Genomic DNA, 24,066 nt, shown 5'->3' on the forward strand with positions numbered 1-24,066 from the left:
GTCGAACCCTCTTAAGTGATCAATTGGTAGCAGGAGCCAGATCGGGATTGGCGGTCTGGCGGAAAGTAATCAGGGTGACCAGCAGTGCGAGCACGGCCAGCACAGCGGCGGCCAGTGGCACGCTGGTCAGGCCCAGGCCATGGGCGATGACGCTGCCACCGACCCAGGCGCCCAGCGCATTGCCGACGTTGAAGGCACCGATATTCAGGGTTGAAACCAGATTCGGCGCGGCCTTGCCGAAGGTCACGACATTGATCTGCAGGGCAGGCACCGCAGCAAAGGAGGCAACCGCCCAGAGGAACAGCGTGATCTCGGTCGGGATCAGCGCCACGCTGGTCCAGCTCAGAGCGGTGGACACCACGGCCATGGCAATGAATACGCTGATCAAGGTGGTCGAGACGCGACGGTCGGCCATCTTGCCGCCGATGACGTTGCCCACGGTCAGGCCCAGGCCAATGAGCAGCAAGGTCCAGGTCACGCCTTTGGGCGAGACACCCGTGACATCACCCAGCAACGGTGCGACGTAGGTAAACAGAGTGAACATCGAGGCCGCGAACAGCGCGGTCATGCTCAATGACAACCAGATGCCGGCACCTTTGAGCGCTGCCAGTTCGGCGCGCATGTCGAGCTTTTCTTCATTGCGGTTGGTCGGCAGAAAGCGGATCAGGCCGATGAAAGCCACGATGCCTATAACGGTCACGGCCCAGAAGGTCGAACGCCAACCGGCGTACTGGCCCAGCGCGGTGCCCAGCGGTACGCCCAGTACGTTGGCGAGAGTCAGGCCAGTGAACATCAAGGCCACGGCAGAGGCGCGGCGGTTGGCCGGGACCAGGCCTGCGGCAACCACCGAACCGATCCCGAAGAATGCGCCATGGCACAGGGCTGTCACGACACGGGCGAACATCAGCACGTTGTAGTCGCTGGCGACAGCGCAAAGCAGGTTGCCGATGATGAAAATTCCCATCAGCGTGACCAGTGCGGCCTTGCGCGGTAGCTTGGCCGTGGCCAGTGCCATGAACGGGGCACCAATGGCGACCCCGAGGGCATAACCGGTCACCAGCCAGCCGGCACCGGGGATCGAAACACCCAGGTCGGCGGCAACATTGGGCAGCAGGCCCATGATGACGAATTCGGTAGTGCCGATGGCAAAGGCGCTCAGGGCCAGAATAAGTAGAGGTAAGGGCACGTAGCTTCTCCTGTTGGGGACGGGCTTCAAGGCTGGTTGTCCAGTTCTTGCACCAGGGCTTTGACGAAGGCTGCGATGACTTCTTCATTACGTCTGAAGAAATGCCATTGGCCGACCTTTTTGCTGCTGATCAGGCCTGCGCGTTGCAGGGTGGCCAAGTGGGCAGAAACCGTGGATTGCGACAGGCCTGCACGCTGATCGATCTGACCGGCGCAGACGCCGTGTTCGATGGAGTACTCCTGAGTCGGGAAGCTGGCTCGTGGATCTTTTAGCCAGGTCAGGATCTCGCGGCGCAAGGGGTGCGCCAGGGCTTTTATTATTTCGTCGAGGTCGATGGTCATGTCGTTCTCACTAACGGTATATCGCGATGGAGCGAACTTTATATCTGTATTTCGCGATATACAAATATGGAATTGCGCTAAGCAAGGATCGAATCGGTATATCGGGTTATAACGATATATGGACCTGCCCCCTGAAAACGGCGTAGGCTTTGCTCCATGAATTACCTCGCGCACCTTCATCTTGGCGGCCAGCGGCCCGCCCAATTGCTCGGCAGCCTGTATGGCGACTTCGTCAAAGGGCCTTTGCCGGGGCGTTTTCCTGCGGAACTTGAAGCCTCGATCCGACTGCATCGCAGCATCGATTCATTCACCGACAACCACCCGCTGATCAAGGACGCGATGGCTCGTTTCCCGGCGCAGCGGCGGCGTTATGCGGGGATCATGCTGGATGTCTTTTTCGACCATTGCCTGGCACGGGACTGGCACCGCTATGCCGACGTTCCTCTGGAAGCCTTCACCCGCAAGGTGTACGGCGCATTGGCCGCCGAGCGCCAATTGCCCGAGCGGCTGGCACTGATTGCGCCTCGCATGGCGGCACAGGACTGGCTGGGCTCATACCGGGATTTCGAAGTGCTGGAACAAGTGCTGGGCGGGATTTCCAGGCGTCTGTCACGGCCTGAAGGGTTGGCGGGCGCCATGCAGGAATTGCAGGCGCTGTACCAACCCTTGAGTGCGGATTTCGACGAGTTCTATCCGCTGTTGCAGGACTTCGCTCAAGCAGCCCTGGCTGGGCGCGATACCACTTCGTTCGGCTGAACGGCCTCACCGAACAACGCCACCTGAACCGCCTGTTGTGCCTTGAAGGCCAGGGCTGCACGTTCCAGGCCGGCAGTGGGGATCGGCTCCAACAGATGGATATGCACATCACCCTGATCGTTGGCGAACAGGCGACGCAAGTGTGACAGCAGATCGTCATCGCCAATGAACGGCGCAATCGGATCAGGCTTGCCGTTACGCGAGTAAGCAATCGCCACCGGCTGCAAGGCCACACCGGTTTCGATGGCGCTGGACAGCAGGCGACCGTGGAAGGTGCGCAGGGCGCGGCCATCGGTGGTGGTGCCTTCCGGGAAAATCACCAATGGCGTGCCGTGTTGCAGATGGCTGCCCATCTGCCGCTGGATCAGGCGGCTGTCGCCCGAGCCACGACGAATGAACAGGGTTCCCGCCTTGAGCGCCAGCCAGCCTGCAACCGGCCAGGTCCGTACCTCGGCCTTGGACAGAAACGACAGCGGAGCGAGCATGCCCAGCAGCGGAATATCCGTCCATGACACATGATTGCTGACCCACAGCATTGGCTGAGTCGGCAGCTTGCCGCTGACCGTCACCCGAAAGGGCAGGGCGTTGGTCAAGCGTGCCATGAACCAGCGAGTCCAGCGTTGTCGGCGCTCCATGGAGCTGCCGACTTTCAGACGCTCCATCACCGCAAAGGCTGCGGCAATCGTCAGCCCCACAGCAATCACCAGCAACACCCGTGCAACACGCGCATGGCTGCGCAGGCGGCTCATCACACGGCTGCCTTGAAGTGACGGGCATAGCGCGGGCACAACTCGTCGCGCTTGAGCAGGATGAACACATCGGCGACCTGGAAATCTTCATCCCAGCAAGGCTCGCCACAGATCTTCGCACCCAGGCGCATGTACGCCTTGAGCAGTGGTGGCATCTCGCAGATCACGTTACCGGGAATGTCGAGTGTCGGCAGCGGGTTCTTGGGTTCGGCCCGCAGGTTCTCGGTACACAGATAGCGTTCGCGCAAGCGCTGCATGATCGCGTGAGCCTGAATGCCGCCGTCCTGCATCGGAATACTGGCGCAGCCCATCAGGTAGCTGTAACCGCCTTCATTGAGGACTTCTGCCAGTTCGCTCCACAACACGGCGATGGTGCCACCGTTGCGGTAGGCCGGGTCAACGCAGGTGCGGCCCAGCTCCAGGATCGGGCCTTGCAGGTGCAGCAGGCCGTGCAGGCTGAATTCTTCTTCGCTGTAGAAACGGCCCAGAGAGCTTGCGGCCTTGTGATCGAGCAAACGGGTGGTGGCGACCAGGCGACCGGTGTTGAGGTCGCGAACACCGATATGCGAGCAGTGGACATCGTAGTCATCAATATCCAGACCCAGTTCAGCGCCTTTGAGACGGGCGTTGAATTCTTCGCTGAACACGCTGAAACGCAACGCCTGAGCTTCCTGCAGGGCGTGTGTACCGATCAGGCGCTCGGCCTGAAGACGACGGTCAGAAGTGTTGTCACGGATGCGGGCAATCTGGGTCATGCGAAGTCTCCATAAGCCAGCCATGCAAGTGCGGCCGGTTGACTGAATTGTCCAAGCGCTTGCTGTATGTGCAGGCTAGGGAGCCGTCGTGTCATGGAGGTGAAGCTTTGGTGATGGTTGTGTGACGGGTAATGCCGATCAGTTAAGGTCATAAACCACTTTGTGGGAGGCAGCTTGCTGGCGACTTCAGCGTACAGGCGCAGAATTTCCGCACTTCACAGGCCTTTTCGCCAGCAAGCTGCCTCCCACAAGTTTTGTGTATGCCTTAACTGATCAGCATTACTCCTACCGGGTTACCCGGTTCTGTCATGAATCCCTGCTAATGTTGGCCGGTTATCCTCCAGAGACTCTGGCCATGCCCCGCCGTTTTGTTCGCTTGTGCCTGTTGTGTTTGCTGAGCCTGAATATCTTCCCGGCCCTGGCCGAAGACTGGCCGAATGAGCAATGGAGCATTGAGCCAGCCAAGCCGACCAGTGCTCTCAAAGCATTGGAGGATTACGCTTTCCCGCCTCGCGACGATGTGGCCCGCACAGGGATTCGCAGCGATGCCCTGCTGGTGATTCGTGACGGTCGCATCGTCTATGAACGCTATGCCGGAGTTACCACCGCCCAGACGCCGCACCTGACCTGGTCGATCAGCAAAAGCGTGTTGGCCACTGTGCTGGGGGTAGCATTCGGGCAAGGGCGCTTCCAGTTGAATGATCCCGTCGCGAAGTTCTACAGCCCGCTCAAGACGCATCCAGACATTACCGTTCAAGACTTCCTGCACTGGGCGTCGGGCCTCGACTGGCAGGAGGACTATGAATACGCGCCGCTCAACTCATCGGTCGTGGCCATGCTCTACACCCGAGGTCGTGACGATATGGCCCGTTTTACGGCCAGCCATGGCATCGCCAGCGCTGCGGGCACGTCGTATCGATATTCCAGCGGCGACAGCAATGTTCTGTCCGCCGCCTTGAAAAACATGGTGGGTGAACAGGCTTACAAGGACTACCCATGGACCGCGCTGTTCGACCCGCTTGGCATTGGCAGTGCCACATGGGAAACCGATGGCAGCGGCACCTTCGTCGGCTCTTCCTACACCTACATGACCGCCCGTGATCTGGCGCGTATAGGCCTGTTGATGCAGCGTGGCGGGCGCTGGCAGCAAAAGCAGTTGCTGCCAACTGCCTGGATGGATTTTGTCCTGACTCCTTTTGCTGGCCAGAACGTGCAAGCGAACGCCGAGGTGCCGGGCGGACACTGGTGGCTCAATCGGACCCATGACGGTAGCAATGGCCCATGGCCGGATGCGCCACCCGATACCTTCGCGGCGCTTGGGCATTGGGGGCAGGCGCTGTATGTGATTCCCGCTGACAGGCTGGTGATCGTGCGCTATGCCGATGACCGCGATGGCAGCTACGATCACAACCGGATGCTCAAACTGTTGCGAGTGGCCTTCGGCAAGGAGGGCGGGCAATGAGCGAACGTCGAATGTTTATCCTGCGTCGTCCTTTCAGCAGCCTGCTCTTGCTGGTGGTCTTCATGATCGCGGTACTGGCCTGGCAATACCGTGTTGCCTTGCAGGCGTTCCCCATCATCATCAGTGCCTACACGGCCAAGGAATATTGTTCGTGTCGTTATGTGATGAACAACCCTGCCGATTACTGCCGCAGTTACGTCAAGCAATACATTCCTGCAACCTTTACGGACGACACCCTCAACAAATCGGTCAGTGCCAGCGGGTTGGGACGCAGCAGCGTTGCGACGTGGCAGGGCGCACGTCAGGGCTGTCGTTTATTGCCTGAGGAGCCTTGATGGACGAACGGAGTCGTTTGCCAGCGGTCTGACAGCCGGATAAGGTTGTCCTCGAATGTGCATACGGAGTTTTCATGCCCACGCTGCTGGCCCGCGCCACTCTCGCTATCGCTGTTTTGATCTTCACGGCACGCTGACGTGGCGGGAGCGATCTTTCCATGGCGCCCGGACAATCACTTTCAACTGCTGATTGATGGCCCGACATTTTTCCCGCGCATGATCGCCGCCATCGACCGCGCCGAGCAGCAGGTCGATCTGGAGCTGTATCTGGTCGAAGCAGGCGCCTGTGCGGACGCCATCGTTCGAGCGTTGGCCGAAGCCGCACGACGCGGTGTGATCGTGCGCTGCCTGTTTGACGACTTCGGCTCTCAGGCTTTCAGCACTGGATTACGCAGGCAACTGACCGACGCCGGAGTGATCCTGCGTTTCTACAACCCCATTCGCTGGCGACGGGGTATCCGCAATTTTTACCGCGATCATCGCAAGGTGCTGGTGGTGGACAAGGCATTGGCGGTAGTGGGCGGTACGGGTGTCACGGATGAGTTCTGGGAGCCGAGTCATCCGGTCAGCCAGTGGCATGAAGTGATGGTGGAAATCACCGGCCCGCTGGTGATCGACTGGCAGGCGCTGTTTGATCGCCAGTTCCACGCCAACCTGCGTCGCACGGCATGGCGGCCCATGGAAGACTTTGGCCTCAGGCATCTGCCCAGAGCCCCTGAGTCCGGGCAAGGCCTTGGGCGCGTCGCCTATGCAGATGCGCGTCAGCATCGCGATATCGTGCAGTCTCTGGTTCGTACGCTGAACAGTGGCCAGAAACGTATCTGGCTGGCGACGCCGTATTTCCTGCCCACCTGGAAAGTTCGCCGTTCACTGCGCAAGGCGGCTTTGCGGGGCATTGATGTTCGCTTGCTGCTTACCGGCCCGCGCACCGATCACCCCTCGGTGCGTTACGCCGGGCATCGCTATTACCCGCGTCTGCTCAGGGCCGGGGTGAAAATCTTCGAGTACCGACCGCGTTTCCTGCACCTGAAAATGGTGCTGATCGATGACTGGGTCAGCATTGGCTCCTGCAATTTCGATCACTGGAACCTGCGCTTCAACCTGGAAGCGAACCTTGAAGCCATCGACCCTGCCTTGACCCGTGATGTGGTTGCCAGCTTCGACAAGGATTTCGCCCAGAGCACCGAAATCACTCTGGACGCCTGGAAAGCCCGTCCCTTGTGGCGCCGTGTCAAACAGCGGCTTTGGGGCTGGATTGACCGGTTGGTGGTCAATCTGCTGGATCGGCGCAACTGAGCGATGATGTTGTGCAAACTCATTCGCAAACAGGCCATAAGCTCAAGTCATTGAAGGGCGACTATTTCTCATAGGGATAAACGTCGACGCTCAACCCGCACAGGGGCCTTGGTGATGGCGAGATTCAAGGCCTGGATGCGGGATGATGGTTCATCAAGCACGGTAAGGCTGGCCATCGGACCATTGAATTGTTGATTGATAACCGAAACCGCCAGAGAAATGGAATCGGCGTTTTTCAACATTATCCGGGTGCGCTGCAACGGGTCTTCGCTGAAGGCTGTGCTGTCAAGATTTGCTGCGTCAGGTCCATCCCATATCAGGTTTGCGTAACGTCTCTGAAGCCTTTGTACTTGAGCGAGAATTTCGACTTTTCCCAGCTTCCACCGCTTGCGCAGCAATTGCACCAGGAGTGTTGAAGGCGTTGTAATGGATAGCACTGACCAGCGTCTGCGGTTGTGTGGTACCGGCTAGCGTCAACTCGATGGCTTTCAATTGACCTGCCACAGTCTGTTTGAAGGATTGCGTATTTTCCATGGCATCGGTCTGCCGAAGTGTTTCGCCCGCAGTATTGAACGCCGACTGCGTTTCTTAGCGGTCGCTTTCCAGAAGAGCATCCGCTCGACTTCATCCAGCGGTCAATCCGGTGTTTCCAGACCCAGCAGAAAATGCCGGGCCTCAGTCAGTGCCGAGCCGAGCAAACGGTACTCCGGCAGATGGCGAGTCCCTGCCGTATCGTCATGGCGAATGAGCTGGTTGCACTGTTTGTGCTCGAAACCATCCGCCCCGCCGTAACCAAGCCGCTCGGTTACTTATCTGTCTTCGGTGATCGCCAACGGGCGCACTATAGAATCGTTCTATGCCGGCTCTTTCAAACTCATCTTTGAGAGCGTTCCACTTTCCAGTGTATCCAGATGCTCCCATTTTTCAGGCTGTATATGGTTTTCACTTTGCTGTATTTCGTATGTCAGCTCCGCGAATTCCGTAGCATTTCTTATGACACCGCCGGCCACCGGAGTTTGCCCCAAGTACAGCCCGCAACCTCAGACAAGATGATGGGAGCCTGGGCCAGATCAACGGGTGCTGGGGGAGAGGGACGCAACGTGCTGCGAGTGTTCCAACTGCTCCAGATAGGGGGATGCGTCGAGAACTGTTGTGTCAGAGCTTCACAACGAATATAAACCAACTGTGGAAAATGAAATTTGAGTGATGAAATGAGGGTTGGAGATCGTTCCGAAACAAGACAAAACCTACAGGGGCGACTACAAATAACATCACTCGCAATGCATCCTGAGATCATAAAGGGCAGAGGGCCTAGGGAGGACGGACCCTCTGCTTACTACATCCAGCCCAGAGACTTAAGGGCTTTACCTGCAGGGAGTGCGACTAACACCGCTTTCAATCCTTCGGAGCACGGCTTCGTCAGTAACACCAAGTAAAGCCCCAGCATCTTTGGGCTGAATATTGAAAATGGAGTCCTATTTTTAGCTCAAAGCGAAGTATAGCCAGATCCAGTCCTGCCCATATTTATAGATAAGATTAGGCATTAGTTCACTTATGCCATTACGGACCTTACACCTAAGGAAATCATCAGCTAACACTTGAAGCTATAACCACCAGCTTTCTCCTGTGTGAGTAAAAATTGAATACGACTCTTGCTTTCCTTTCGAGTCAACCTCTTGTCGATAGCGTGCGTGCGTTTCTGACGGACGGTTGTGCCCGAGCTGGATAAATGCTCTGATTTGGGGGCGGACTGACCAGTGACCGGATAATCTTCACTTTAAACTTGAAGTGACTGCTAAGACGAACTTCAATTTAAAGACTGATTTAATCAGGATGCAGCTAAGAGGAAATTCTGCTGCTGAAGGTTATCAAGGATGCCATTATGCAAAATAGTTCTGAAAAGGTTTACTGCAATTCACTTGTAGCCGTTTTTCATGCAGCATTTCAACTCGGCTTCGACCCTTATGCGCTTGCAGTTCAAGCAAAATTTAACGTGGCGATCTACTTGGATATGTCACCGCTGATGTTGGCTGAAGGGCCAGAACGGATAATTGATGAATCATTGATTGTCGCAAGGCTTATTAATAAAAATTGGCCGCATCAATAAGAGCCCCCGGGGACTTACCACCAATAGAAGGCAGGGAGGAGCGATGATGGCTTGGAAAGGTAGCGCGAATGAAGGTAGGTTATGCTGCCTTGGCTATGAGTCGCTCGATGTATTCATTATCGACAGGCTAGGTTTTTTCTCATTTGAATGTAGGCAGTGTGGTAGAAGGATAGCGAGTTCTGAGGTTGTGTTACGCGCGCAAGCCTGTGTGGATTTACAGCGCGCTCCAATCTGTAAGTTCGGTTTTTGCATCTTTTAGACTGATGAAAGGCAGTACGAACTTTTAAACTAATTACCTACTAAAAGCTTTATTGGGTCGTGGGGTTGTAGGGGGAGTTAATGATAGGTAAAAGTCGGAATTTCTCCATTCATGAGCTTTTGGTGGCACTTTTGCGAGACCAAAATATTCACCAAGGATATTATGGATTGACTGTGCAGTTTGAGGCTCACGGGGCTGCTTTGTCACTCTCAGGCCGCTCTGAAAGCAAACTGCCTGGCCTGACGATAGCAGTATCTGGTATAACGCTGATCTCAGTTGCAAGTAATGAATTAGGTGGCGTTGATGCATCAGTAGTTAATCCGGTTAGATCTGAAGTCCGAGTTAGGAAGCCAAGAGATAGCAAAAAGCTGCAATAGCGCGCAAGGGGGTTGATTAAATCGCAATACTGTTAAGTTTGTTATAGGGTTGTTGCTTGTAATTTAGTAGCCATGATTACGAACCTCAATGCATTTTCAGTAATGTTCTGCAGGGTTTTGTAAATTTCAAGTGCCTCATCAGCTGTTTCAGCAGGCGCTGGTGGCACTGACAAGGCTGTGGCTAGCACGATCGCCTAAACCCGCTCATCATCACTTGCGCTACGGTGCTGTTATTTTGTAACGCCCCATACGCATTGGTCCCCGCAAAGGTGGCCGGAATCTCAAGGCTGACGCGATAGCTCAACTCGCCCAGCTTTGCCCTAAATGGCAGGATATCTCTCTTTCCCTTGAAGGAAGTTTCCGAGAAAATCCCAACCTATTGCGCCTTGTTATTCGGGTCTCTAGGCTGCCACGGTCGCTGCAAAATCAGCGATCAGATTTGGTAGACCTGTGTGATTAGTGCGCAATGCGTCCCTCTTTTGCGAGGAGTATTTTTACGGCCTGCGTTTATTGTGGCCGTGCGCTTGGCGTCTTTGGACGCACCGGCTTGCCTGGTCACCGGTCTACCAACCTGCGTGCGGCCGCTACCCTTCGTTTGGTAGCGATAGTGGCAGTTCCTTATTAATGATCAGGAGTTACACAAGTGCTCGATAAAGTCATACCAGACCCACCCACAGCCCTGTTTATCGTCAACGAATCCGTCAATCAGGAAGAAGCGCTCAATTATGCTTCCGACCTGTTGCGCTGCATCATCACCACAGCCTACGAGTCGGGCGACAGCGCTCAGGGTACAGGCCGCGATCTGGCCTTTTCGGTGCTGCATCTGGCGGAAATGGCCAAGGCCATGGTGGATCGTTCGATAGCCTGTTTGTAGATACCGTCCCTTCGCGAATGAATTCGCTCCTACCGGACCGTGTAGAAGCGAATTCATTCGCGAAAGAGCAAGAACACAAAAAGAAAACCCGGCATTGCGCCGGGTTTCTTGAGTACGCCAACCAGACTTACTGCACTTCCACCGCCAGGCTGTCGCTGATCTTTTTCTGCCAGATCTGCGGGCCGGTGATGTGTACGGATTCGCCTTTGCTGTCGACGGCGACCGTGACTGGCATGTCCTTGACCTCGAACTCGTAGATCGCTTCCATGCCCAGTTCGGCAAAGGCCAGGACCTTGGATTTCTTGATCGCCTGAGCCACGAGGTAAGCAGCGCCACCGACGGCCATCAGGTACACAGCCTTGCTGTCCTTGATCGCGTCGATAGCGGTCGGGCCGCGCTCGGATTTGCCGATCATGCCCAGCAGGCCGGTCTGTTCAAGGATCTGGCGGGTGAACTTGTCCATCCGCGTGGCCGTTGTCGGGCCAGCCGGGCCAACCACTTCTTCGCGTACCGGGTCGACCGGGCCGACGTAGTAGATGAAGCGGCCCTTGAGGTCTACCGGCAGGGTTTCGCCCTTGTTCAGCATCTCGACCATGCGCTTGTGCGCTGCGTCGCGACCGGTGAGCATCTTGCCGTTGAGCAGAACGGTTTCGCCCGGCTGCCAGCTCTGTACTTCTTCCGGCGTCAGGGTGTCGAGGTTGACGCGGCGGGCCGACGGGCCTGCTTCCCAGACGATTTCCGGGTAAGCGTCCAGTGGCGGCGCTTCCAGGGAAGCCGGGCCGGAGCCGTCCAGAACGAAGTGCGCGTGACGGGTGGCGGCGCAGTTGGGGATCATGCACACCGGCAGCGAAGCGGCGTGGGTCGGGTAGTCCATGATCTTGACGTCAAGCACGGTGGTCAGACCGCCAAGGCCCTGAGCGCCGATGCCCAGTTGGTTGACCTTCTCGAACAGCTCAAGACGCATTTCTTCGATACGGTTTTGCGGGCCACGGGCCTTCAGCTCGTGAATGTCGATGGACTCCATCAACACTTCCTTGGCCATGACCGCCGCCTTCTCGGCAGTGCCGCCGATACCGATGCCCAGCATGCCCGGTGGGCACCAGCCAGCGCCCATGGTCGGAACGGTTTTCAGTACCCAGTCGACGATGGAGTCGGACGGGTTGAGCATCGCCATCTTCGATTTGTTTTCCGAGCCGCCGCCTTTGGCCGCGACGTCCACTTCGACGGTGTTACCCGGCACGATGGAGTAGTGGATGACCGCCGGAGTGTTGTCCTTGGTGTTTTTACGAGCGCCAGCCGGGTCGGCCAGGATCGAAGCGCGCAGGACGTTTTCAGGCAGGTTGTAGGCGCGACGCACGCCCTCGTTGATCATGTCGTCCAGGCCCATGGTGGCGCCATCCCAGCGTACGTCCATGCCGACACGCACGAACACGGTAACGATACCGGTGTCCTGGCAGATCGGACGATGGCCGGTTGCACACATGCGCGAGTTGATCAGGATCTGAGCCATGGAATCGCGGGCAGCAGGGGACTCTTCACGCAGATAGGCCTCATGCATGGCCTGGATGAAATCAACGGGGTGGTAATAGGAAATGAATTGCAGTGCGTCTGCAACGCTCTGAATCAGGTCGTCTTGCTTGATCACGGTCATGCGGCGCGCTCCTCTGTAAGGACGGGAACATTCAATTACGCTATCGGCAGACATCTGGCACAGCGGCACGAGCCAGAGTTGTCAGGGTAGCCGTAGCGGGCGCAAAAAGGCGCGGCAGTATAACCCGCCCAATCGACCAACCTGTACAATCGCGCATATTTTCTGCGCAGGGCCTGGAACTTTCCGATGCCTGAGATATATGTCGGCGACCGGCACTGGCCGGTGGCTGCGGCCAGTAATCTGCTCGATGCCCTTAATCAGGCGGGTATTGCCGTACCTTACAGTTGTCGGGCGGGCAGTTGCCATGCGTGTCTGGTGCGCTGCGTACAGGGCGAACCTGCGGATGACAAACCCGATGCGCTGGCTGCGGACAAGCGTCAGCAGGGTTGGCGTCTGGCGTGCCAGTGCCGTGTGGTTGAAGATCTGACGGTGGAGGTCTTCGACCCGGTTCGCGACGGTTTGCCTGCCAGAGTGTCGGGCTGCGACTGGCTGAGCCCGACGGTGCTGCGTTTGCGTCTGGAGCCGGAGCGCCCGCTGCGTTACCGCGCCGGTCAGCATCAGGTGCTGTGGACGAGCAGCGGGGTTGCGCGTCCTTATTCACTGGCCAGCCTGCCCGGTGAAGACGCTTTTCTGGAGTTTCATCTCGATTGCCGCCGTCCCGGAGCGTTCTGCGATGTGGCGTGTACCTTGAGCCCCGGCGATATGCTGCGTCTGGGGGAGTTGCGCGGCGGTGCCTTGCACTATGACCCCGACTGGCAGGAGCGCCCGCTTCTGCTGTTGGCCGCCGGCACCGGGCTTGGGCCACTGTGGGGTGTGTTGCGTGAAGCGTTGCGTCAGGAACATCAGGGGGCTATTCATCTGCTGCATCTGGCCCATGAGCCTGGCGAGCACTATCTGGCTGACGAGTTACGACGTGTGGCCGAGGTGTATCCGCAATTGCAGGTCCGCCTGTTTACCCCCGATGAGTTGCGTGCCGCTCTGGGCGAGTTGCGTTTGATCTGCCGCCAGGCCGTGGCGCTGGTCTGCGGCAGCCCGGTCAGTGTCGAGACATTTGCCAAAGCCCTGTACATGGCGGGAGTGCCACGTAATCGGCTACTGGCTGATACTTTTGCTGGCCGGGGTGCTACAGGCGGATAAAGCGTTATCCCAATACCCTGAAGACAAAGCCCTTCAGCAATCCGCTGGTCGGGATAGATGCACCGGCCACCAGAATGTTGCCGTCGTTCTGCACGGCAACACCATAATTAAGGGTATGCCCAACTGCTACCGATATCCTGACCCAGCCTTGGGGGGCACCGAACTGAGTGTCCCAGACACCCCGGTTATCAATACGCCCGATGATTGCCGCCGACTCGGTTCCCAAGGTGCCGCCGCACAGGACATTCAGGCCGGAACGGCTGTCCAGAGCGGTATTGTTCCATTGACAGCCTTGAGTGCCGATTTCGGTAAACAGCGCTTGGCCACCATTGAACGCGGGGTCCAGTGAGCCGTCTTTATCCAGGCCCAGTGCCAGAGACTTGAGAGGGTATACGACCGTGCTTCCGATCCCCAGAATATTACCGTTGGACTCTCTGAGCACATCCAGAAACTGAGCTTGCTGGCCATCTGTGCTTTCTGGCGGAGCGATGAAGATGCCGTTTTCCCCAAAGCTGCTGTCCAGCGACCCATCGGTGTTATAGCGAACTACCATCGGACGGGCTTCAGTGATTGGGGTATACCGATAAGTCCCGGCGATGATGACCTTGCCGTTTTCCACATACAGAGGCTCCAGCCTGGTCAATACGTCTGGAAAACTCAGGGTCGCATAGCCAGTGCCATTGAACGATGTGTCCAGCGAGCCGTCCGGATTCAGCCGGAACGTGACAGCGATATGAGCGAACGTGTCGCTGACGACGATCTTTCCATCCTCCTGAAGTAGAGCGCCGATCGAGGTGGAGGAGTTCTGCAGGGCTTCTGGGTCGCGCGCAAAACGAGTGGATTCCGTCGCGGACTTTTCAAGTGGCAGGTCCAGGATGACAGAACCTTGCTCACCGAAACTGGTATCAAGGCTGCCATCGGGATTCAGGCGAGTCAGTGCCCGGTAATCAGTGTTCTCGCCGATCTAAACCTTCCCGACCAGAACCAGCTTATTGTCTGAGGTGACAAGGGTTGCGGCGACGGCCGATTCGAGTCCCGGACCGAATTGGCCGAGCACGATTCCGGCATTGCCAAAGCTCTGGTCAGGCGTGCCGTCGGGGTTCAGGCGTGCCAGTGCATAGTCATTTTGGCCGCGATACCCGGATACCAGCAGTTTTCCGTCTGGAGCAATATTGACCCCGAGCACTGAGGCATCGATCGTTTCCGGTCCGAAACTCAAGAGCAGGATGCCGTTTTCGCCAAAGTCGGGGTCAAGGTCGCCAGCAGCCAGCGTTGATTTTTTTGTATTCATGGGCTTATTCCTTCAAGTCTGCAACGTTCATCCTGAACGTTTTATGTAAGTGACTTCCGTGCTCCAGGCACCAGAAGAACCTCACAGTGTCATGAGGAAAAAGAGTGAACAACTGTCAGAAATGACAGGTCATGGGCTGTTGTCATGGCACCATCGCCCCGTATGTATTTGTCGCCAATCCATCGTCGCGAGCAAGCTGTCATGCCATAACGCGAAAACCCCCGGCTCGCGAGAGACCGGGGGTTTTCGTTTACGGCGTCTGGCGTTTTAAACCAGGGGATCGCCAACGTGCAGGATTTTCATGCCGTTGGTGCCACCGATGGTGTGGTAGCTGTCGCCCTTGGTCAGGATGACCCAGTCGCCTTGCTCGACCAGACCGCGCTTGAGCAGTTCGTCTACCGCAGCCTGGCTGACTTGACCTGGCGGCAGGGCTGCCGGGTCGAACGGCACGGTGTAGACGCCACGGAACATGGCGGCACGCGCCTGGGTTTCGCGGTGCGGGGAGAACGCATAGATCGGCACCGAAGAACGGATACGCGACATGATCAGCGGGGTGTAGCCACTTTCGGTCAGGGCGATGATCGCCTTGACGCCCGGGAAGTGGTTGGCGGTGTACATGGCGGCCAGCGCGATGCTTTCGTCACAGCGAGTGAACGAGTGACCGATGCGGTGGCTGGAGGTCTTGCCTGTCGGGTGCTTTTCAGCGCCCAGGCAGATGCGAGCCATGGCCTGTACAGCTTCGATCGGATAGGAACCGGCGGCACTTTCAGCCGAGAGCATCACGGCGTCGGTGTAGTCGAGCACGGCGTTGGCCACGTCGGACACTTCGGCGCGGGTCGGCATCGGGCTGGAGATCATCGACTCCATCATTTGCGTGGCAACGATCACCGCCTTGTTGTGGCGACGTGCGTGCAGGATGATGCGTTTCTGTACGCCGACCAGTTCGGCGTCACCGATTTCAACGCCCAGGTCACCACGGGCAACCATGACGGCATCGCTGGCGCGGATCAGCTCGTCGAGCACTTCATCGTTTGCAACGGCTTCGGCGCGCTCGATCTTGGCGACCAGCCAGGCAGTGCCGCCGGCTTCGTCACGCAGCTTGCGAGCGTATTCCATGTCCGCGGCATCGCGCGGGAAGGAAACGGCCAGGTAGTCCAGCTCCATTTCTGCAGCCAGCTTGATGTCCTGTTTGTCTTTTTCGGTCAGCGCGGGTGCTGTCAGGCCACCACCGCGGCGGTTGATGCCTTTGTGGTCCGAGAGCGGGCCACCGATCAACACGGTGCAATGCAGTTCTTCAGCCGTTTGTGTATCGACGCGCATGACCACGCGACCGTCGTCGAGCAGCAGCTCGTCGCCCACGCCGCAGTCCTTGACCAGGTCGGGGTAATCGATGCCCACGATTTCCTGATTGCCATCGGTCAGTGGATGAGCGGTGGAGAAGGTGAACTTGTCTCCGACCTTAAGCTCTATTCGTTTGTTGGCGAACTTGGCGATACGAATTTTCGGGCCTTGCAGGTCACCCAGCAGTGCGACGAAGCGCCCGTGTCTGGCGGCGATTTCACGGATCAGCCTGGCGCGAGCCTTGTGCTCATCCGGGGTGCCGTGGGAGAAGTTCAGGCGAGCAACGTCCAGACCCGAGAGAATGAGTTGTTCGATGACTTCAGGCGAATTACTGGCAGGGCCAAGTGTGGCGACGATTTTGGTGCGGCGAACGGTCATGCACAAACTCCTTAATTGAAGCGCAGCGAGAGGCTACTCCTGTCCGGGGCTTTAGTCATTGTTCCTTTGCACTACCTCTTCGGGAATCGGCAGGGCAATCGGCTGATGATCGGTGTTAAATCGGCCCTGAAGAAATGGGGCCGGGGGCCGATATCAAGGCACAGAACAGGAGACTCTCATGCGCATTTTAACGATTCTTGTATTACTGGTTGCTGTCAGCGGATGTACCCGTTGGGCGATGAACGCCAACTTGAATGAGGCCTATCAGGCTTATGATCGTGGTGATTGCGACAGTGTGATGCTGTCTCTGTCGAAGGTCGAGCGTCAGAGCCGCGAGCGTTCTTATGTGTGGCCTGAGGTGTCGATGCTGCGCGGGCAATGCCTTGAAAGGCAGAAACTGTACGTTGACGCAGTGCAGACCTATCAATTTCTGATTGCCAAGTATCCTTCCAGTGAATATGCCTACCGCGCACGCGCACGTCTGGATACCTTGTCACAGCTGGGCCATAACCTCGGTGGACAACCTGCGAAGCCCCTTCCTGCGTCAAAATAATTACACCCGATTGGGGGAAAAGTAGCGTTTTTGGGTGGATGTTAAAAAAATCTCGGCTAGGCTCTGTGTCAAGGGAATGAAATGTACAGAGCTAAACCTGTTTCAAGGGCTTTCCATGCGGCATGAGTAGGTCGTAACCGCAGGGAATTTGAATTGTTCGCGTGCAGGATCACGCCCAATAGTTCAGAAGGCGGCTGAGATGCAAAGGAATCGAAGGATTGAACGTCACCAATTGCAAGATTATCTTCACGTCTCAAATCGCTACACCGGCAAATCGATAGGCTGTCTGGGCAATGTCTCTGAAGAGGGATTGATGCTCATCAGCGATTTGCCCTTACTGGTCGGCGCAGTATTTGATTTGCGCATGAAGATGCCCGTTAACGAGAGCGGGCAAAGGATGGTAGATGTAAATGCCACCTGCCTGTGGTGCAACGAAGATGAAACACCTGGAAACTACAATTCGGGCTTTTTATTGAACACGGTGCCTGAGGGCTATCGTGATCTTGCCGATGCTCTGCGTCATTACTTCTGCTTCTACCTTGTGGAAGCTTCAGCCTGACGCAGGCGATTTACAGGGTTCCTGCTTTCTTCCAGCTCAAGTAACGAGTGACCAGTTGTGCGCCCAGTTCTGCTGGGCGTACATCCATGACCGGGATTCCCTGGGCTGCCAGGCGTTCATGAAGCCCGGCTCTTGCATTGAGAAAATCGATGGTCCCGCAATAAGCCAGCGCCTGATCGTAGGTTTGTACCGACGATTGGCGCAGGCTGTCGAGTACCTCTTCACGCAGACTGGCCACCAGTACACGGTGATGGCGGCTGAGCTGTTTCACGGCTGCCGGTAGCTCTTCATCGTCCTCATCGCGCAGGTTGGTCACCAGTACCACCAGTGCCCGGCGTTTCTGCCGTGCCAGCACCTGGCGTACCGCAGCGCTGTAGTCCGCTGCATGCTGGGTACTTTGCAGGTCATAAACCTTGTTGAGCAACAGGTTCAACTGGCTCTGCCCTTTGACCGGGGCCAGATAGCGCTGCTGTTCGCCGGCAAAGGTCATCAGCCCCACGGCATCTCCCTGGCGCAATGCAACGTAACTGAGCAAGAGGCAGGCATTGAGGCTGTGATCGAAGTGCGACAGGTCGCCATCCTGACTGCGCATGCGTCGGCCACAGTCGAGCATGAGGATGATTTGCTGGTCGCGCTCGTCCTGATATTCACGGGCAATGGGCGTGCGTTGCCGGGCAGTGGCTTTCCAGTCTATCTGCCGCAGGCTGTCGCCTTCGCGGAATTCACGCAATTGATTGAATTCCAGCCCGAGCCCCCGGCGTTGACGCTGGTGTACGCCGATCTGACTGAGCCAGTTATCCACAGCCAGCAGCTGCCCGCCATACAGTCGGGCGAAATCCGGGTAGACGCGGGTGCTGCCGGGCAGCGGCAGATAGCGGCGTGCAGACCACAGGCGCAACGGGCTGGGCAGGCTGACTTCGCAGTGCCCGAAGACGAAATGCCCTCGGCTCAAGGGGCGCAGACGATACCCCAGCCGGCCTTGTTCGCCTCTGGCCAGAGTGATCGATTGCGGCATGTTTTCAAATTCCAGGCCGTCGGGAATGTGATCGAACACTCGCAAGGTCAAGGCACTCGGGTAGACGTGCTCAAGATCCAGCCGTACTTCGCTCCAGCGTCCCAGTGCCAGGCTGCCCGGCAAGTGGCGCTGCACGACGGGTGACGGTTGGCGTGCAACCTTGATGAGGTCGAACAGGCTTGCCCCGGTCAGCCCGAGCAACGCTCCCCAGAACAGGGTGGTGACCTGGTGGGGGAGTTCGACGCTCAAAGCCTTGAGGGTTCCGAGCAGCAAGGCAATGCCCGCCAGCCCGCCAAGCCAGCGCAACAGTACGACAGAAGGCCTGAATGCCTGCTTCATAGGCGCGGTGCCGGAACCTGATCGAGCACTTGCTTGAGTACCTGATCCACCGAAAGACCTTCGATATCCAGCTCTGCCGATAGCCGCACGCGATGGCGCAATACGGCCAGGGCGCAGCCTTTGATGTCGTCCGGTATGACGAACTCACCGCCGCGTAACAGGGCGCGTGCCCGTCCGCCACGTGCCAGAGCGATGGACGCCCGCGGCCCGGCTCCGAGGCTCAGGCCTGGCCAGGTGCGCGTGCTGCGTGCCAGTCGCACGGCATAGTCCAGAACCTGCTCGTCCATGGGCAACTCGCTGGCGATGCGTTGCAATGCCTGAACTTCACGGGCTTGCAGGATCACCCGCAGGGGTTGCACATCAAGCATGTCGGCGCGGGTCGAACGGGTGACTTGCCGTACCATGGCCAGTTCTTCCTGAGCGTCGGGATAATCCATGCGCAACTTGAGCATGAAGCGATCCAGTTCAGCCTCCGGCAACGGATAAGTGCCTTCCTGTTCGATGGGGTTTTGCGTCGCCAGCACCATGAAGGGCTGGGCAATGGGCAACGCTCGGCCCTCAAGGGTGACTTGCCGTTCCTGCATGGCTTCAAGCAGCGCGGCCTGAGTCTTGGCCGGGGCGCGGTTGATCTCGTCGGCCAGCAGCAGATTGGTGAACAGAGGCCCCTTGCGCAGTTTGAACTGCTCGGTCTGCATGTCGTACACCGCATGGCCGGTGACATCGCTGGGCATCAGGTCGGGAGTGAACTGGATGCGGGCGAACTCACCGCCGAAGCAGCGAGCCAGGGCGCGGACCAACAAGGTCTTGCCCAGCCCCGGCACGCCTTCAAGCAACACATGGCCACCGCCGATCAGGGCGGTCAGGACATCGTCGATCACTGCATTCTGGCCGATCAGTGCTTTTTGCAGCTCATTGCGCAACGCCTGTGCCAGATGGCTGGCGCGTTGACGTTGCTGCGCCTGATTACTCGGCGCCTGTTCGGCAGTACCCTGGGCTTCGGTAGGCGTGAGGTCGTCGGGAGTGTGAGGCTGGTCGGTCGTTTGATCGCTCATAAATTCCGGAGCCTTGCTAACCGTTACATTTGATTTATCGTCCATAATTCAAGTAGTTACCTAATCTAACGATTTTTTGGATGCTGAAGGTCTCAGACCTATAGGCGAAAATGCAGCTCCGAAGGTCAGGCCGACGCAAATGTACTGGAACTCATCGCTTGGTGAGCGTTAGGCCAAGCTTCCTTACTGGAGACTTGGGGCCTTCTAACGCAATCTCCCTGCGGTTTCGATTTCTGGCGCTCGGGCCTTCTTAGTTTCGCAAGATGGCTGGAGTGAACTCAGGCTGATTGATCGAGCCGCATCTCACCCTCGTACAGGACCGCACCTGAGGCTTCGGCGATATCCAATCGTCAGCTCCTGATTCAGAAAGCTAGTACTAAACCGCGAACGGCGCCGGGATATCCGATATGCCCAGCATACTAGGCATAAGGTTTTCGCGAAATTATATACAGGCGATTCAGTTTGGCCGCAGCACTCTAGAAGTAGCCACATAGGTACGTGTGAGCAGAGCGCAGCGGACCCGAGAACTGATCAGTTATCACGTTTAATCGCTGGAAATTGGCGTCTCCAGGTGACAGCCCGTCTTCGGATGGACAGCTTGATGTCAAATCAGTAGCCTCAAGCCACTTCCTCCGAGCCTCATGTAGTTCTTGGGCGCCCACGGAGCGGGCTTATCTTTAAATGGAGGTCAGGATGCCTTTTGCCGCGATACGGGGAGCCACAGCTCTTACTGACGAAATCGAGCTTGAGGCGCATCTCGCCTCTCTTCTTAGATTAGAAAATATTGGATTGCTGTTAGGTGCCGGAGCATCGGTTGCCGCTGGCGGTCTGACGATGATCGCGTTATGGAGCCAATTTGTCCGCGAGTGCGCTGACGACGCCGAATGGATGGTCGAGCATGGCTTCATCGACGCTCAAGCCATAGCGGACCCAAAACCTACCACGCCGAATATAGAGCACCTAATAGATGCTCTTGAAATTGCTTTGTCCGATTGGACTAGGCAGATGAAAAAGTTTGCAGAAGAAGTGGATTACGCGGACGGGGAGGAGGCACTGGGGCAAAACCTAGATGACCTGAAGACTGCAAAAGCGGCGCTCTTTAGAACTGTCGTCAGTGCAGCTTTGCTCCGGGAGGAATGGTGGCTTTCTCCAAGTGGTGTCGAAACAGATGACGCAGCCCTCGCGAGCCAAAGAACAATTCTTCAAAAGCTGGTTTCGGCAAGACAACCTGGTCAAGCCTCTCCTTGGATATTCACCACGAACTATGACCTAGCAATCGAATGGGCCGCAGAGTCAATCGACCTCCAGGTTTCTAACGGCTTCCTTGGCGTACATACCAGGCGCTTTTCGCCTCAAAGCTTCGACTTGGGATTTCGCAACACTCAAGCGAGGGGGGAGGCAAGGTTCGGCGTTTACAATATTTACTTGGCAAAACTACACGGATCGCTGACATGGAAGCAGGAGGGCGGTCAGGTATTTGAAGTGGCGGCTCCACTGGCCCATCAACGTATCAGGCAGTTCATGGCTGAAAGAGACGGCTCGGACCTTGGCTTGATGGTAATGCCCAGAGCGGCCAAATACATGGACACTATCGGATATGTCCTGGGAGAGCTTTTCCGTAGATTTGCTGAGTTCATGTCTAAGCCGCAAAGCTGTTTGATCCTGTGCGGATACGGATTTGGAGACGAGCACATAAACCGGCTCATTCGGTCAGCGCTTCTGAACCCCACACTCCAGCTCGTCATTTACTCATCTGGCTTCAGTGGTGATCCGGCGGATGCCAATTTGCCTTCAGCTCTACGAAAACTGCTTTCGTTAAAAAACCCTCGTATCACCGTGGTAGGGGGTGGAGCCGGTCACGCTTACATTGATTCCTTGGCCCGCCATCTACCAGACCCTCTTATCTACGATGATGACATGCGGAAATTTGAAAAGGCCCTGAGGGACGATCACGAGGCCCAAGAGCCATTACTGGATGACTTGATATGAGAAGCCGCCTGCCAGTCGGTTATGTAGTGAAGATCGAAGGTTCGGATGTAACGTTGAATCTTTTGGATATGCACCGAGGACAGTTGGCGTCTCATGCCCAAGGTGTTTCGTCAGTAACCGAGGTTGGCAGCCTTCTCGTGCTGGATGCGGGCAGTCGCGCCTTAGTAATGAAAGTTATCTCGCTAAGCTTTGACGAACCGCGTGAGGCTCACAGGCTAGGGATCGGCTCCAGCACGCATCAAAGTGAGCCGCTTAGAAACGTCTCCGGTGTCGTAGTTGGAAGACTATCTAGGGAGGGCGGAAAGCCTCGCTTCATCAGCGATTCCTTAGCAACGCCACCACTCGGGGCTGAGGCCTTCCCTCTCAATACCGATGAGCTTGCGGCAATCCTCAACTGCGAGGACGTCAACGACATCCCCATCAAGCTTGGCGACGACCTTCGCGGCGGCGGAAGCCTATATGTGGGTCTTGAGAGCTTAATTTCCAGACACGTAGCAGTGCTGGGCAGTTCTGGCCAAGGTAAAAGTTGCTTTACAGCAGCAGTGCTCCAACAGATCGTAAAATTGCCAAGCGCGAGGATTGTTGTATTCGACATCAATGGAGAGTACGAAGATGCGCTAGCTCTTCAGGATCTACCAGAGGATGCTGTGAAATGCACAACCATAGGCGGGCAAGATCCCGGTGCTTTCAAAATTCCTTACTACGCTCTCGGTCGCCATGGCTTAAACAGGCTACTGATTCCAAGCGAAAAGACCCAGCGTCCTGCGCTTACCTTCGCCCTAGAGCATCTCCATCAAGTTCAATGGTTTGCTCAGCCGAAAGGAGTAGGTCTCGTGAACGACGTCGGTCCTTTCCTATTTGATGACTGCCGCCAAGGTGGAGCCAATGAGGCTGATAGTAGGATTCAGCAAATACGCAGTGGCAGGGCCGCTACAGCAGCTAGATGGCCAAACATGGCAGCACTCGGAGCACTTGTTGCTGAAAGCCATGGAATACAGCCCACGGCGAGAGGACCTGAAAGAAATGCCTTCAGCTATTCCAACGTCTCACCTCTGATCACCAGGATTAACCGATTCGCCGAAGATCCAATGTTTCGAGCTGTAGTGGACGTTGAGGGTGGTCCCGGTTCAGGGGGAGGGCTTAATTGGGCACAGGAATCTACTCATCTGGTAGAGCAGATTTTTGGCGGACAAGACGAGCCGTGGAGAGTGCATATAATAAACCTTCGGCATCTATCGCATGATCTGACGCCGTTTGTCCTTGGTTCGCTTCTGGAACTATACGCGTATGAGTTGTTTCGCCGAGGCCAGGAAAACAAAATTCCTACCTTGTTGGTGTTGGAGGAGGCTCACCATTACCTCCGCCCTATCGGGTCGGGCGAGGAAGCAGGTGAAAATTCGCTAGCTTACGAACGGTTAGCCAAGGAAGGACGAAAATTCGGATTGGCGCTTTGGCTCAGTACGCAGCGACCATCTGAAATTTCACCAACGGTATTATCGCAGTGCAATAACTGGGTGACATTCAGGCTTACATCGGAAAAGGACCTTGCTTCTATCCAAGCTGCGAGCGAATGGGCAGACCGAAGAGAAATCCGTCGCATTGCCGGGTTGCCTAGGCAAACAGCCATAGTTTTTGGAGGAAGCATATCTATGCCTACTCTAATCCGTGCCGCCGAGGCTTCCCCAACACCGCGTTCAGGTGACGCAGAATTTCGTGCATGGGCGGAGAATCGTCCCGTTCCAAGACCGGCAGCGCCAGCACCACCTGCACCACCTGCGCCACCTCAGCCTCCCGTCATTCCGGCAGCATGGCCAGATCCACAACCCTTCGATGAAGATGTTCCATGGTAGTTCTAAGCATCATCTTGAGGCCTAGGGATCTGCGGCACGCAGGGTAGGCCGGACCCTCACCAGCTTAAGGGATTGTCAATAAATCCTGCCATGTAGAGCTGCCGCTCAATATCTCTAATCGTCTGGAGCAGAGGATCGGTGGGCTGCATGAAATGCTTCGCCAGAATCAGGGGCAAAGCCTCATGCACCTCCAGCCGCTCACAGATTCGCGCTAAAACTGCAAGCGAGAGCGTTCGCTTGCCACGTTCTAAGTCACTTAAATATTGAATGGATACCGTGCCTAAGAATGAATCGCCCCGGATTCTCTAGACACCTTGCAAGCTCATTGTGTAACGTTTTTCAAACTCTACCGGTGAGAGCTGATTGTTGAAACCATGGCGGCGTTTTGCGTTGTAGAACATCTCGATGTAATCA

General features: G+C 56.7%; 25 protein-coding genes and 1 pseudogene. 12 read left to right on the forward strand and 14 right to left on the reverse strand.

The window, feature by feature from the left end:
• Positions 1–19: 19 nt before the first annotated feature.
• Both Q6A51_RS17625 and Q6A51_RS17630 read right to left on the reverse strand, forming a co-directional pair.
• Entirely contained in the window at positions 20–1,186 is a 1,167-nt protein-coding gene (locus Q6A51_RS17625) for an MFS transporter (protein ID WP_304575364.1), read from the reverse strand.
• 26 nt (positions 1,187–1,212) lie between these two features.
• Complete coding sequence (locus Q6A51_RS17630; RefSeq protein ID WP_201020634.1) at positions 1,213–1,527, reverse strand: ArsR/SmtB family transcription factor; 315 nt, start codon at positions 1,525–1,527, stop codon at positions 1,213–1,215.
• A gap of 156 nt (positions 1,528–1,683) precedes the next feature.
• Between Q6A51_RS17630 and Q6A51_RS17635 the strand changes: the two genes are divergently transcribed.
• Positions 1,684–2,283 carry an acyl carrier protein phosphodiesterase gene (locus Q6A51_RS17635; protein ID WP_201020633.1) on the forward strand — a complete coding sequence of 200 codons (600 nt, stop codon included), beginning with the start codon at positions 1,684–1,686 and terminating at the stop codon, positions 2,281–2,283.
• Here Q6A51_RS17635 and Q6A51_RS17640 read toward each other — a convergent pair.
• A complete protein-coding gene (locus Q6A51_RS17640; protein ID WP_201020632.1) occupies positions 2,241–3,032 on the reverse strand; it encodes a lysophospholipid acyltransferase family protein in 792 nt (263 codons plus the stop codon). The genes Q6A51_RS17635 and Q6A51_RS17640 overlap by 43 nt on opposite strands.
• Entirely contained in the window at positions 3,032–3,787 is a 756-nt protein-coding gene (olsB, locus tag Q6A51_RS17645) for an L-ornithine N(alpha)-acyltransferase (protein WP_201020631.1), read from the reverse strand. Before olsB ends, Q6A51_RS17640 begins: the two co-directional genes overlap by 1 nt.
• Positions 3,788–4,142: 355 nt before the next feature.
• Between olsB and Q6A51_RS17650 the strand changes: the two genes are divergently transcribed.
• The 3 genes from Q6A51_RS17650 (at position 4,143) to Q6A51_RS17660 (ending at position 6,880) form a co-directional block, all read left to right on the forward strand.
• Complete coding sequence (locus Q6A51_RS17650; protein WP_304575365.1) at positions 4,143–5,249, forward strand: serine hydrolase domain-containing protein; 1,107 nt, start codon at positions 4,143–4,145, stop codon at positions 5,247–5,249.
• Positions 5,246–5,584 carry an amidase gene (locus tag Q6A51_RS17655; protein WP_304575366.1) on the forward strand — a complete coding sequence of 113 codons (339 nt, stop codon included), beginning with the start codon at positions 5,246–5,248 and terminating at the stop codon, positions 5,582–5,584. Before Q6A51_RS17650 ends, Q6A51_RS17655 begins: the two co-directional genes overlap by 4 nt.
• Positions 5,585–5,722: 138 nt before the next feature.
• Positions 5,723–6,880, forward strand: a complete 1,158-nt coding sequence (locus tag Q6A51_RS17660) for a phospholipase D-like domain-containing protein (protein ID WP_304575367.1) — start codon at positions 5,723–5,725, stop codon at positions 6,878–6,880.
• 68 nt (positions 6,881–6,948) lie between these two features.
• Here the strand turns inward: Q6A51_RS17660 and Q6A51_RS17665 are convergent, their stop codons facing one another.
• Positions 6,949–7,284, reverse strand: coding sequence for a hypothetical protein (locus Q6A51_RS17665; protein WP_304575368.1), 336 nt, complete (start codon positions 7,282–7,284; stop codon positions 6,949–6,951).
• 665 nt (positions 7,285–7,949) lie between these two features.
• On the opposite strand from Q6A51_RS17665, the gene Q6A51_RS17670 reads away from it, so the two are divergent.
• The 3 genes from Q6A51_RS17670 to Q6A51_RS17680 all read left to right on the forward strand — a co-directional run bounded on the left by Q6A51_RS17670 (position 7,950) and on the right by Q6A51_RS17680 (position 10,497).
• On the forward strand, positions 7,950–8,087 hold the full coding sequence (locus tag Q6A51_RS17670) for a DUF4113 domain-containing protein (protein WP_405046159.1): 138 nt from the start codon (positions 7,950–7,952) through the stop codon (positions 8,085–8,087).
• A gap of 675 nt (positions 8,088–8,762) precedes the next feature.
• Positions 8,763–8,987, forward strand: a complete 225-nt coding sequence (locus tag Q6A51_RS17675; RefSeq protein ID WP_304575369.1) for a hypothetical protein — start codon at positions 8,763–8,765, stop codon at positions 8,985–8,987.
• A gap of 1,279 nt (positions 8,988–10,266) precedes the next feature.
• The gene (locus Q6A51_RS17680; RefSeq protein WP_304575370.1) at positions 10,267–10,497 is read left to right on the forward strand and encodes a DUF6124 family protein; all 231 of its coding nucleotides are present in this window, start codon (positions 10,267–10,269) and stop codon (positions 10,495–10,497) included.
• 127 nt (positions 10,498–10,624) lie between these two features.
• Here Q6A51_RS17680 and Q6A51_RS17685 read toward each other — a convergent pair whose 3' ends face one another.
• A complete protein-coding gene (locus Q6A51_RS17685; protein ID WP_201000249.1) occupies positions 10,625–12,148 on the reverse strand; it encodes a fumarate hydratase in 1,524 nt (507 codons plus the stop codon).
• Positions 12,149–12,334: 186 nt separating this feature from the next.
• Here Q6A51_RS17685 and Q6A51_RS17690 point away from each other — a divergent pair, with 186 nt between their 5' ends.
• A complete protein-coding gene (locus Q6A51_RS17690) occupies positions 12,335–13,285 on the forward strand; it encodes an iron-sulfur-binding ferredoxin reductase (RefSeq protein ID WP_304575371.1) in 951 nt (316 codons plus the stop codon).
• Between the two features lie 4 nt (positions 13,286–13,289).
• On the opposite strand, the gene Q6A51_RS17695 is transcribed toward Q6A51_RS17690, so the two are convergent.
• From Q6A51_RS17695 to pyk, 4 genes and pseudogenes are all read right to left on the reverse strand, one after another.
• Complete coding sequence (locus Q6A51_RS17695; protein ID WP_304575372.1) at positions 13,290–13,904, reverse strand: delta-60 repeat domain-containing protein; 615 nt, start codon at positions 13,902–13,904, stop codon at positions 13,290–13,292.
• Between the two features lie 45 nt (positions 13,905–13,949).
• Positions 13,950–14,249, reverse strand: a pseudogene (locus Q6A51_RS27555) (hypothetical protein); the annotation flags it as partial.
• On the reverse strand, positions 14,250–14,576 hold the full coding sequence (locus Q6A51_RS17700) for a delta-60 repeat domain-containing protein (protein ID WP_304575373.1): 327 nt from the start codon (positions 14,574–14,576) through the stop codon (positions 14,250–14,252).
• A gap of 267 nt (positions 14,577–14,843) precedes the next feature.
• The gene (pyk, locus tag Q6A51_RS17705; protein ID WP_201017459.1) at positions 14,844–16,295 is read right to left on the reverse strand and encodes a pyruvate kinase; all 1,452 of its coding nucleotides are present in this window, start codon (positions 16,293–16,295) and stop codon (positions 14,844–14,846) included.
• Between the two features lie 178 nt (positions 16,296–16,473).
• On the opposite strand from pyk, the gene Q6A51_RS17710 reads away from it, so the two are divergent.
• Positions 16,474–16,848, forward strand: a complete 375-nt coding sequence (locus Q6A51_RS17710) for a tetratricopeptide repeat protein (RefSeq protein ID WP_201000245.1) — start codon at positions 16,474–16,476, stop codon at positions 16,846–16,848.
• 199 nt (positions 16,849–17,047) lie between these two features.
• Positions 17,048–17,407, forward strand: a complete 360-nt coding sequence (locus Q6A51_RS17715; RefSeq protein WP_304575374.1) for a PilZ domain-containing protein — start codon at positions 17,048–17,050, stop codon at positions 17,405–17,407.
• A 10-nt stretch (positions 17,408–17,417) separates the two neighbouring features.
• On the opposite strand, the gene Q6A51_RS17720 is transcribed toward Q6A51_RS17715, so the two are convergent.
• Both Q6A51_RS17720 and Q6A51_RS17725 read right to left on the reverse strand, forming a co-directional pair.
• Positions 17,418–18,761, reverse strand: coding sequence for a DUF58 domain-containing protein (locus tag Q6A51_RS17720; RefSeq protein ID WP_304575375.1), 1,344 nt, complete (start codon positions 18,759–18,761; stop codon positions 17,418–17,420).
• Complete coding sequence (locus Q6A51_RS17725; protein WP_201000242.1) at positions 18,758–19,813, reverse strand: AAA family ATPase; 1,056 nt, start codon at positions 19,811–19,813, stop codon at positions 18,758–18,760. The genes Q6A51_RS17720 and Q6A51_RS17725 overlap by 4 nt, the downstream gene beginning before the upstream one ends.
• Positions 19,814–20,506: 693 nt before the next feature.
• Between Q6A51_RS17725 and Q6A51_RS17730 the strand changes: the two genes are divergently transcribed.
• Positions 20,507–21,802: an SIR2 family anti-phage-associated protein gene (locus Q6A51_RS17730; RefSeq protein ID WP_304575376.1), complete on the forward strand. Its 1,296-nt coding sequence runs from the start codon at positions 20,507–20,509 to the stop codon at positions 21,800–21,802.
• Positions 21,799–23,652: an anti-phage-associated helicase HerA gene (herA, locus tag Q6A51_RS17735; protein ID WP_304575377.1), complete on the forward strand. Its 1,854-nt coding sequence runs from the start codon at positions 21,799–21,801 to the stop codon at positions 23,650–23,652. The genes Q6A51_RS17730 and herA overlap by 4 nt, the downstream gene beginning before the upstream one ends.
• Before the next feature lie 56 nt (positions 23,653–23,708).
• Here the strand turns inward: herA and Q6A51_RS27560 are convergent, their stop codons facing one another.
• Both Q6A51_RS27560 and Q6A51_RS17740 read right to left on the reverse strand, forming a co-directional pair.
• The gene (locus Q6A51_RS27560) at positions 23,709–23,954 is read right to left on the reverse strand and encodes a helix-turn-helix domain-containing protein (RefSeq protein WP_405046160.1); all 246 of its coding nucleotides are present in this window, start codon (positions 23,952–23,954) and stop codon (positions 23,709–23,711) included.
• Between the two features lie 3 nt (positions 23,955–23,957).
• A partial coding sequence (locus Q6A51_RS17740; RefSeq protein WP_304574666.1) for an IS3 family transposase occupies positions 23,958–24,066 on the reverse strand: 109 nt, incomplete at its 5' end.

The sequence above is a fragment of the Pseudomonas serbiensis genome (genome assembly GCF_030580745.1).
Taxonomy (GTDB): domain Bacteria; phylum Pseudomonadota; class Gammaproteobacteria; order Pseudomonadales; family Pseudomonadaceae; genus Aquipseudomonas; species Aquipseudomonas serbiensis.

Excerpts from the sequence above, each read along its gene's own strand:
- Q6A51_RS17730 (WP_304575376.1), top strand. The coding sequence starts at position 20,507 with ATGCCTTTTGCCGCGATACGGGGAGCCACAGCTCTTACTGACGAAATC.
- Q6A51_RS17725 (WP_201000242.1), bottom strand. The coding sequence starts at position 19,813 with ATGAGCGATCAAACGACCGACCAGCCTCACACTCCCGACGACCTCACG.
- Q6A51_RS17720 (WP_304575375.1), bottom strand. The coding sequence starts at position 18,761 with ATGAAGCAGGCATTCAGGCCTTCTGTCGTACTGTTGCGCTGGCTTGGC.
- Q6A51_RS17675 (WP_304575369.1), top strand. The coding sequence starts at position 8,763 with ATGCAAAATAGTTCTGAAAAGGTTTACTGCAATTCACTTGTAGCCGTT.
- Q6A51_RS17690 (WP_304575371.1), top strand. The coding sequence starts at position 12,335 with ATGCCTGAGATATATGTCGGCGACCGGCACTGGCCGGTGGCTGCGGCC.
- Q6A51_RS17650 (WP_304575365.1), top strand. The coding sequence starts at position 4,143 with ATGCCCCGCCGTTTTGTTCGCTTGTGCCTGTTGTGTTTGCTGAGCCTG.
- Q6A51_RS17700 (WP_304575373.1), bottom strand. The coding sequence starts at position 14,576 with ATGAATACAAAAAAATCAACGCTGGCTGCTGGCGACCTTGACCCCGAC.
- Q6A51_RS17640 (WP_201020632.1), bottom strand. The coding sequence starts at position 3,032 with ATGAGCCGCCTGCGCAGCCATGCGCGTGTTGCACGGGTGTTGCTGGTG.
- pyk (WP_201017459.1), bottom strand. The coding sequence starts at position 16,295 with ATGACCGTTCGCCGCACCAAAATCGTCGCCACACTTGGCCCTGCCAGT.
- Q6A51_RS17710 (WP_201000245.1), top strand. The coding sequence starts at position 16,474 with ATGCGCATTTTAACGATTCTTGTATTACTGGTTGCTGTCAGCGGATGT.
- Q6A51_RS17630 (WP_201020634.1), bottom strand. The coding sequence starts at position 1,527 with ATGACCATCGACCTCGACGAAATAATAAAAGCCCTGGCGCACCCCTTG.
- olsB (WP_201020631.1), bottom strand. The coding sequence starts at position 3,787 with ATGACCCAGATTGCCCGCATCCGTGACAACACTTCTGACCGTCGTCTT.
- Q6A51_RS17715 (WP_304575374.1), top strand. The coding sequence starts at position 17,048 with ATGCAAAGGAATCGAAGGATTGAACGTCACCAATTGCAAGATTATCTT.
- Q6A51_RS17685 (WP_201000249.1), bottom strand. The coding sequence starts at position 12,148 with ATGACCGTGATCAAGCAAGACGACCTGATTCAGAGCGTTGCAGACGCA.
- Q6A51_RS17635 (WP_201020633.1), top strand. The coding sequence starts at position 1,684 with ATGAATTACCTCGCGCACCTTCATCTTGGCGGCCAGCGGCCCGCCCAA.
- Q6A51_RS17655 (WP_304575366.1), top strand. The coding sequence starts at position 5,246 with ATGAGCGAACGTCGAATGTTTATCCTGCGTCGTCCTTTCAGCAGCCTG.
- herA (WP_304575377.1), top strand. The coding sequence starts at position 21,799 with ATGAGAAGCCGCCTGCCAGTCGGTTATGTAGTGAAGATCGAAGGTTCG.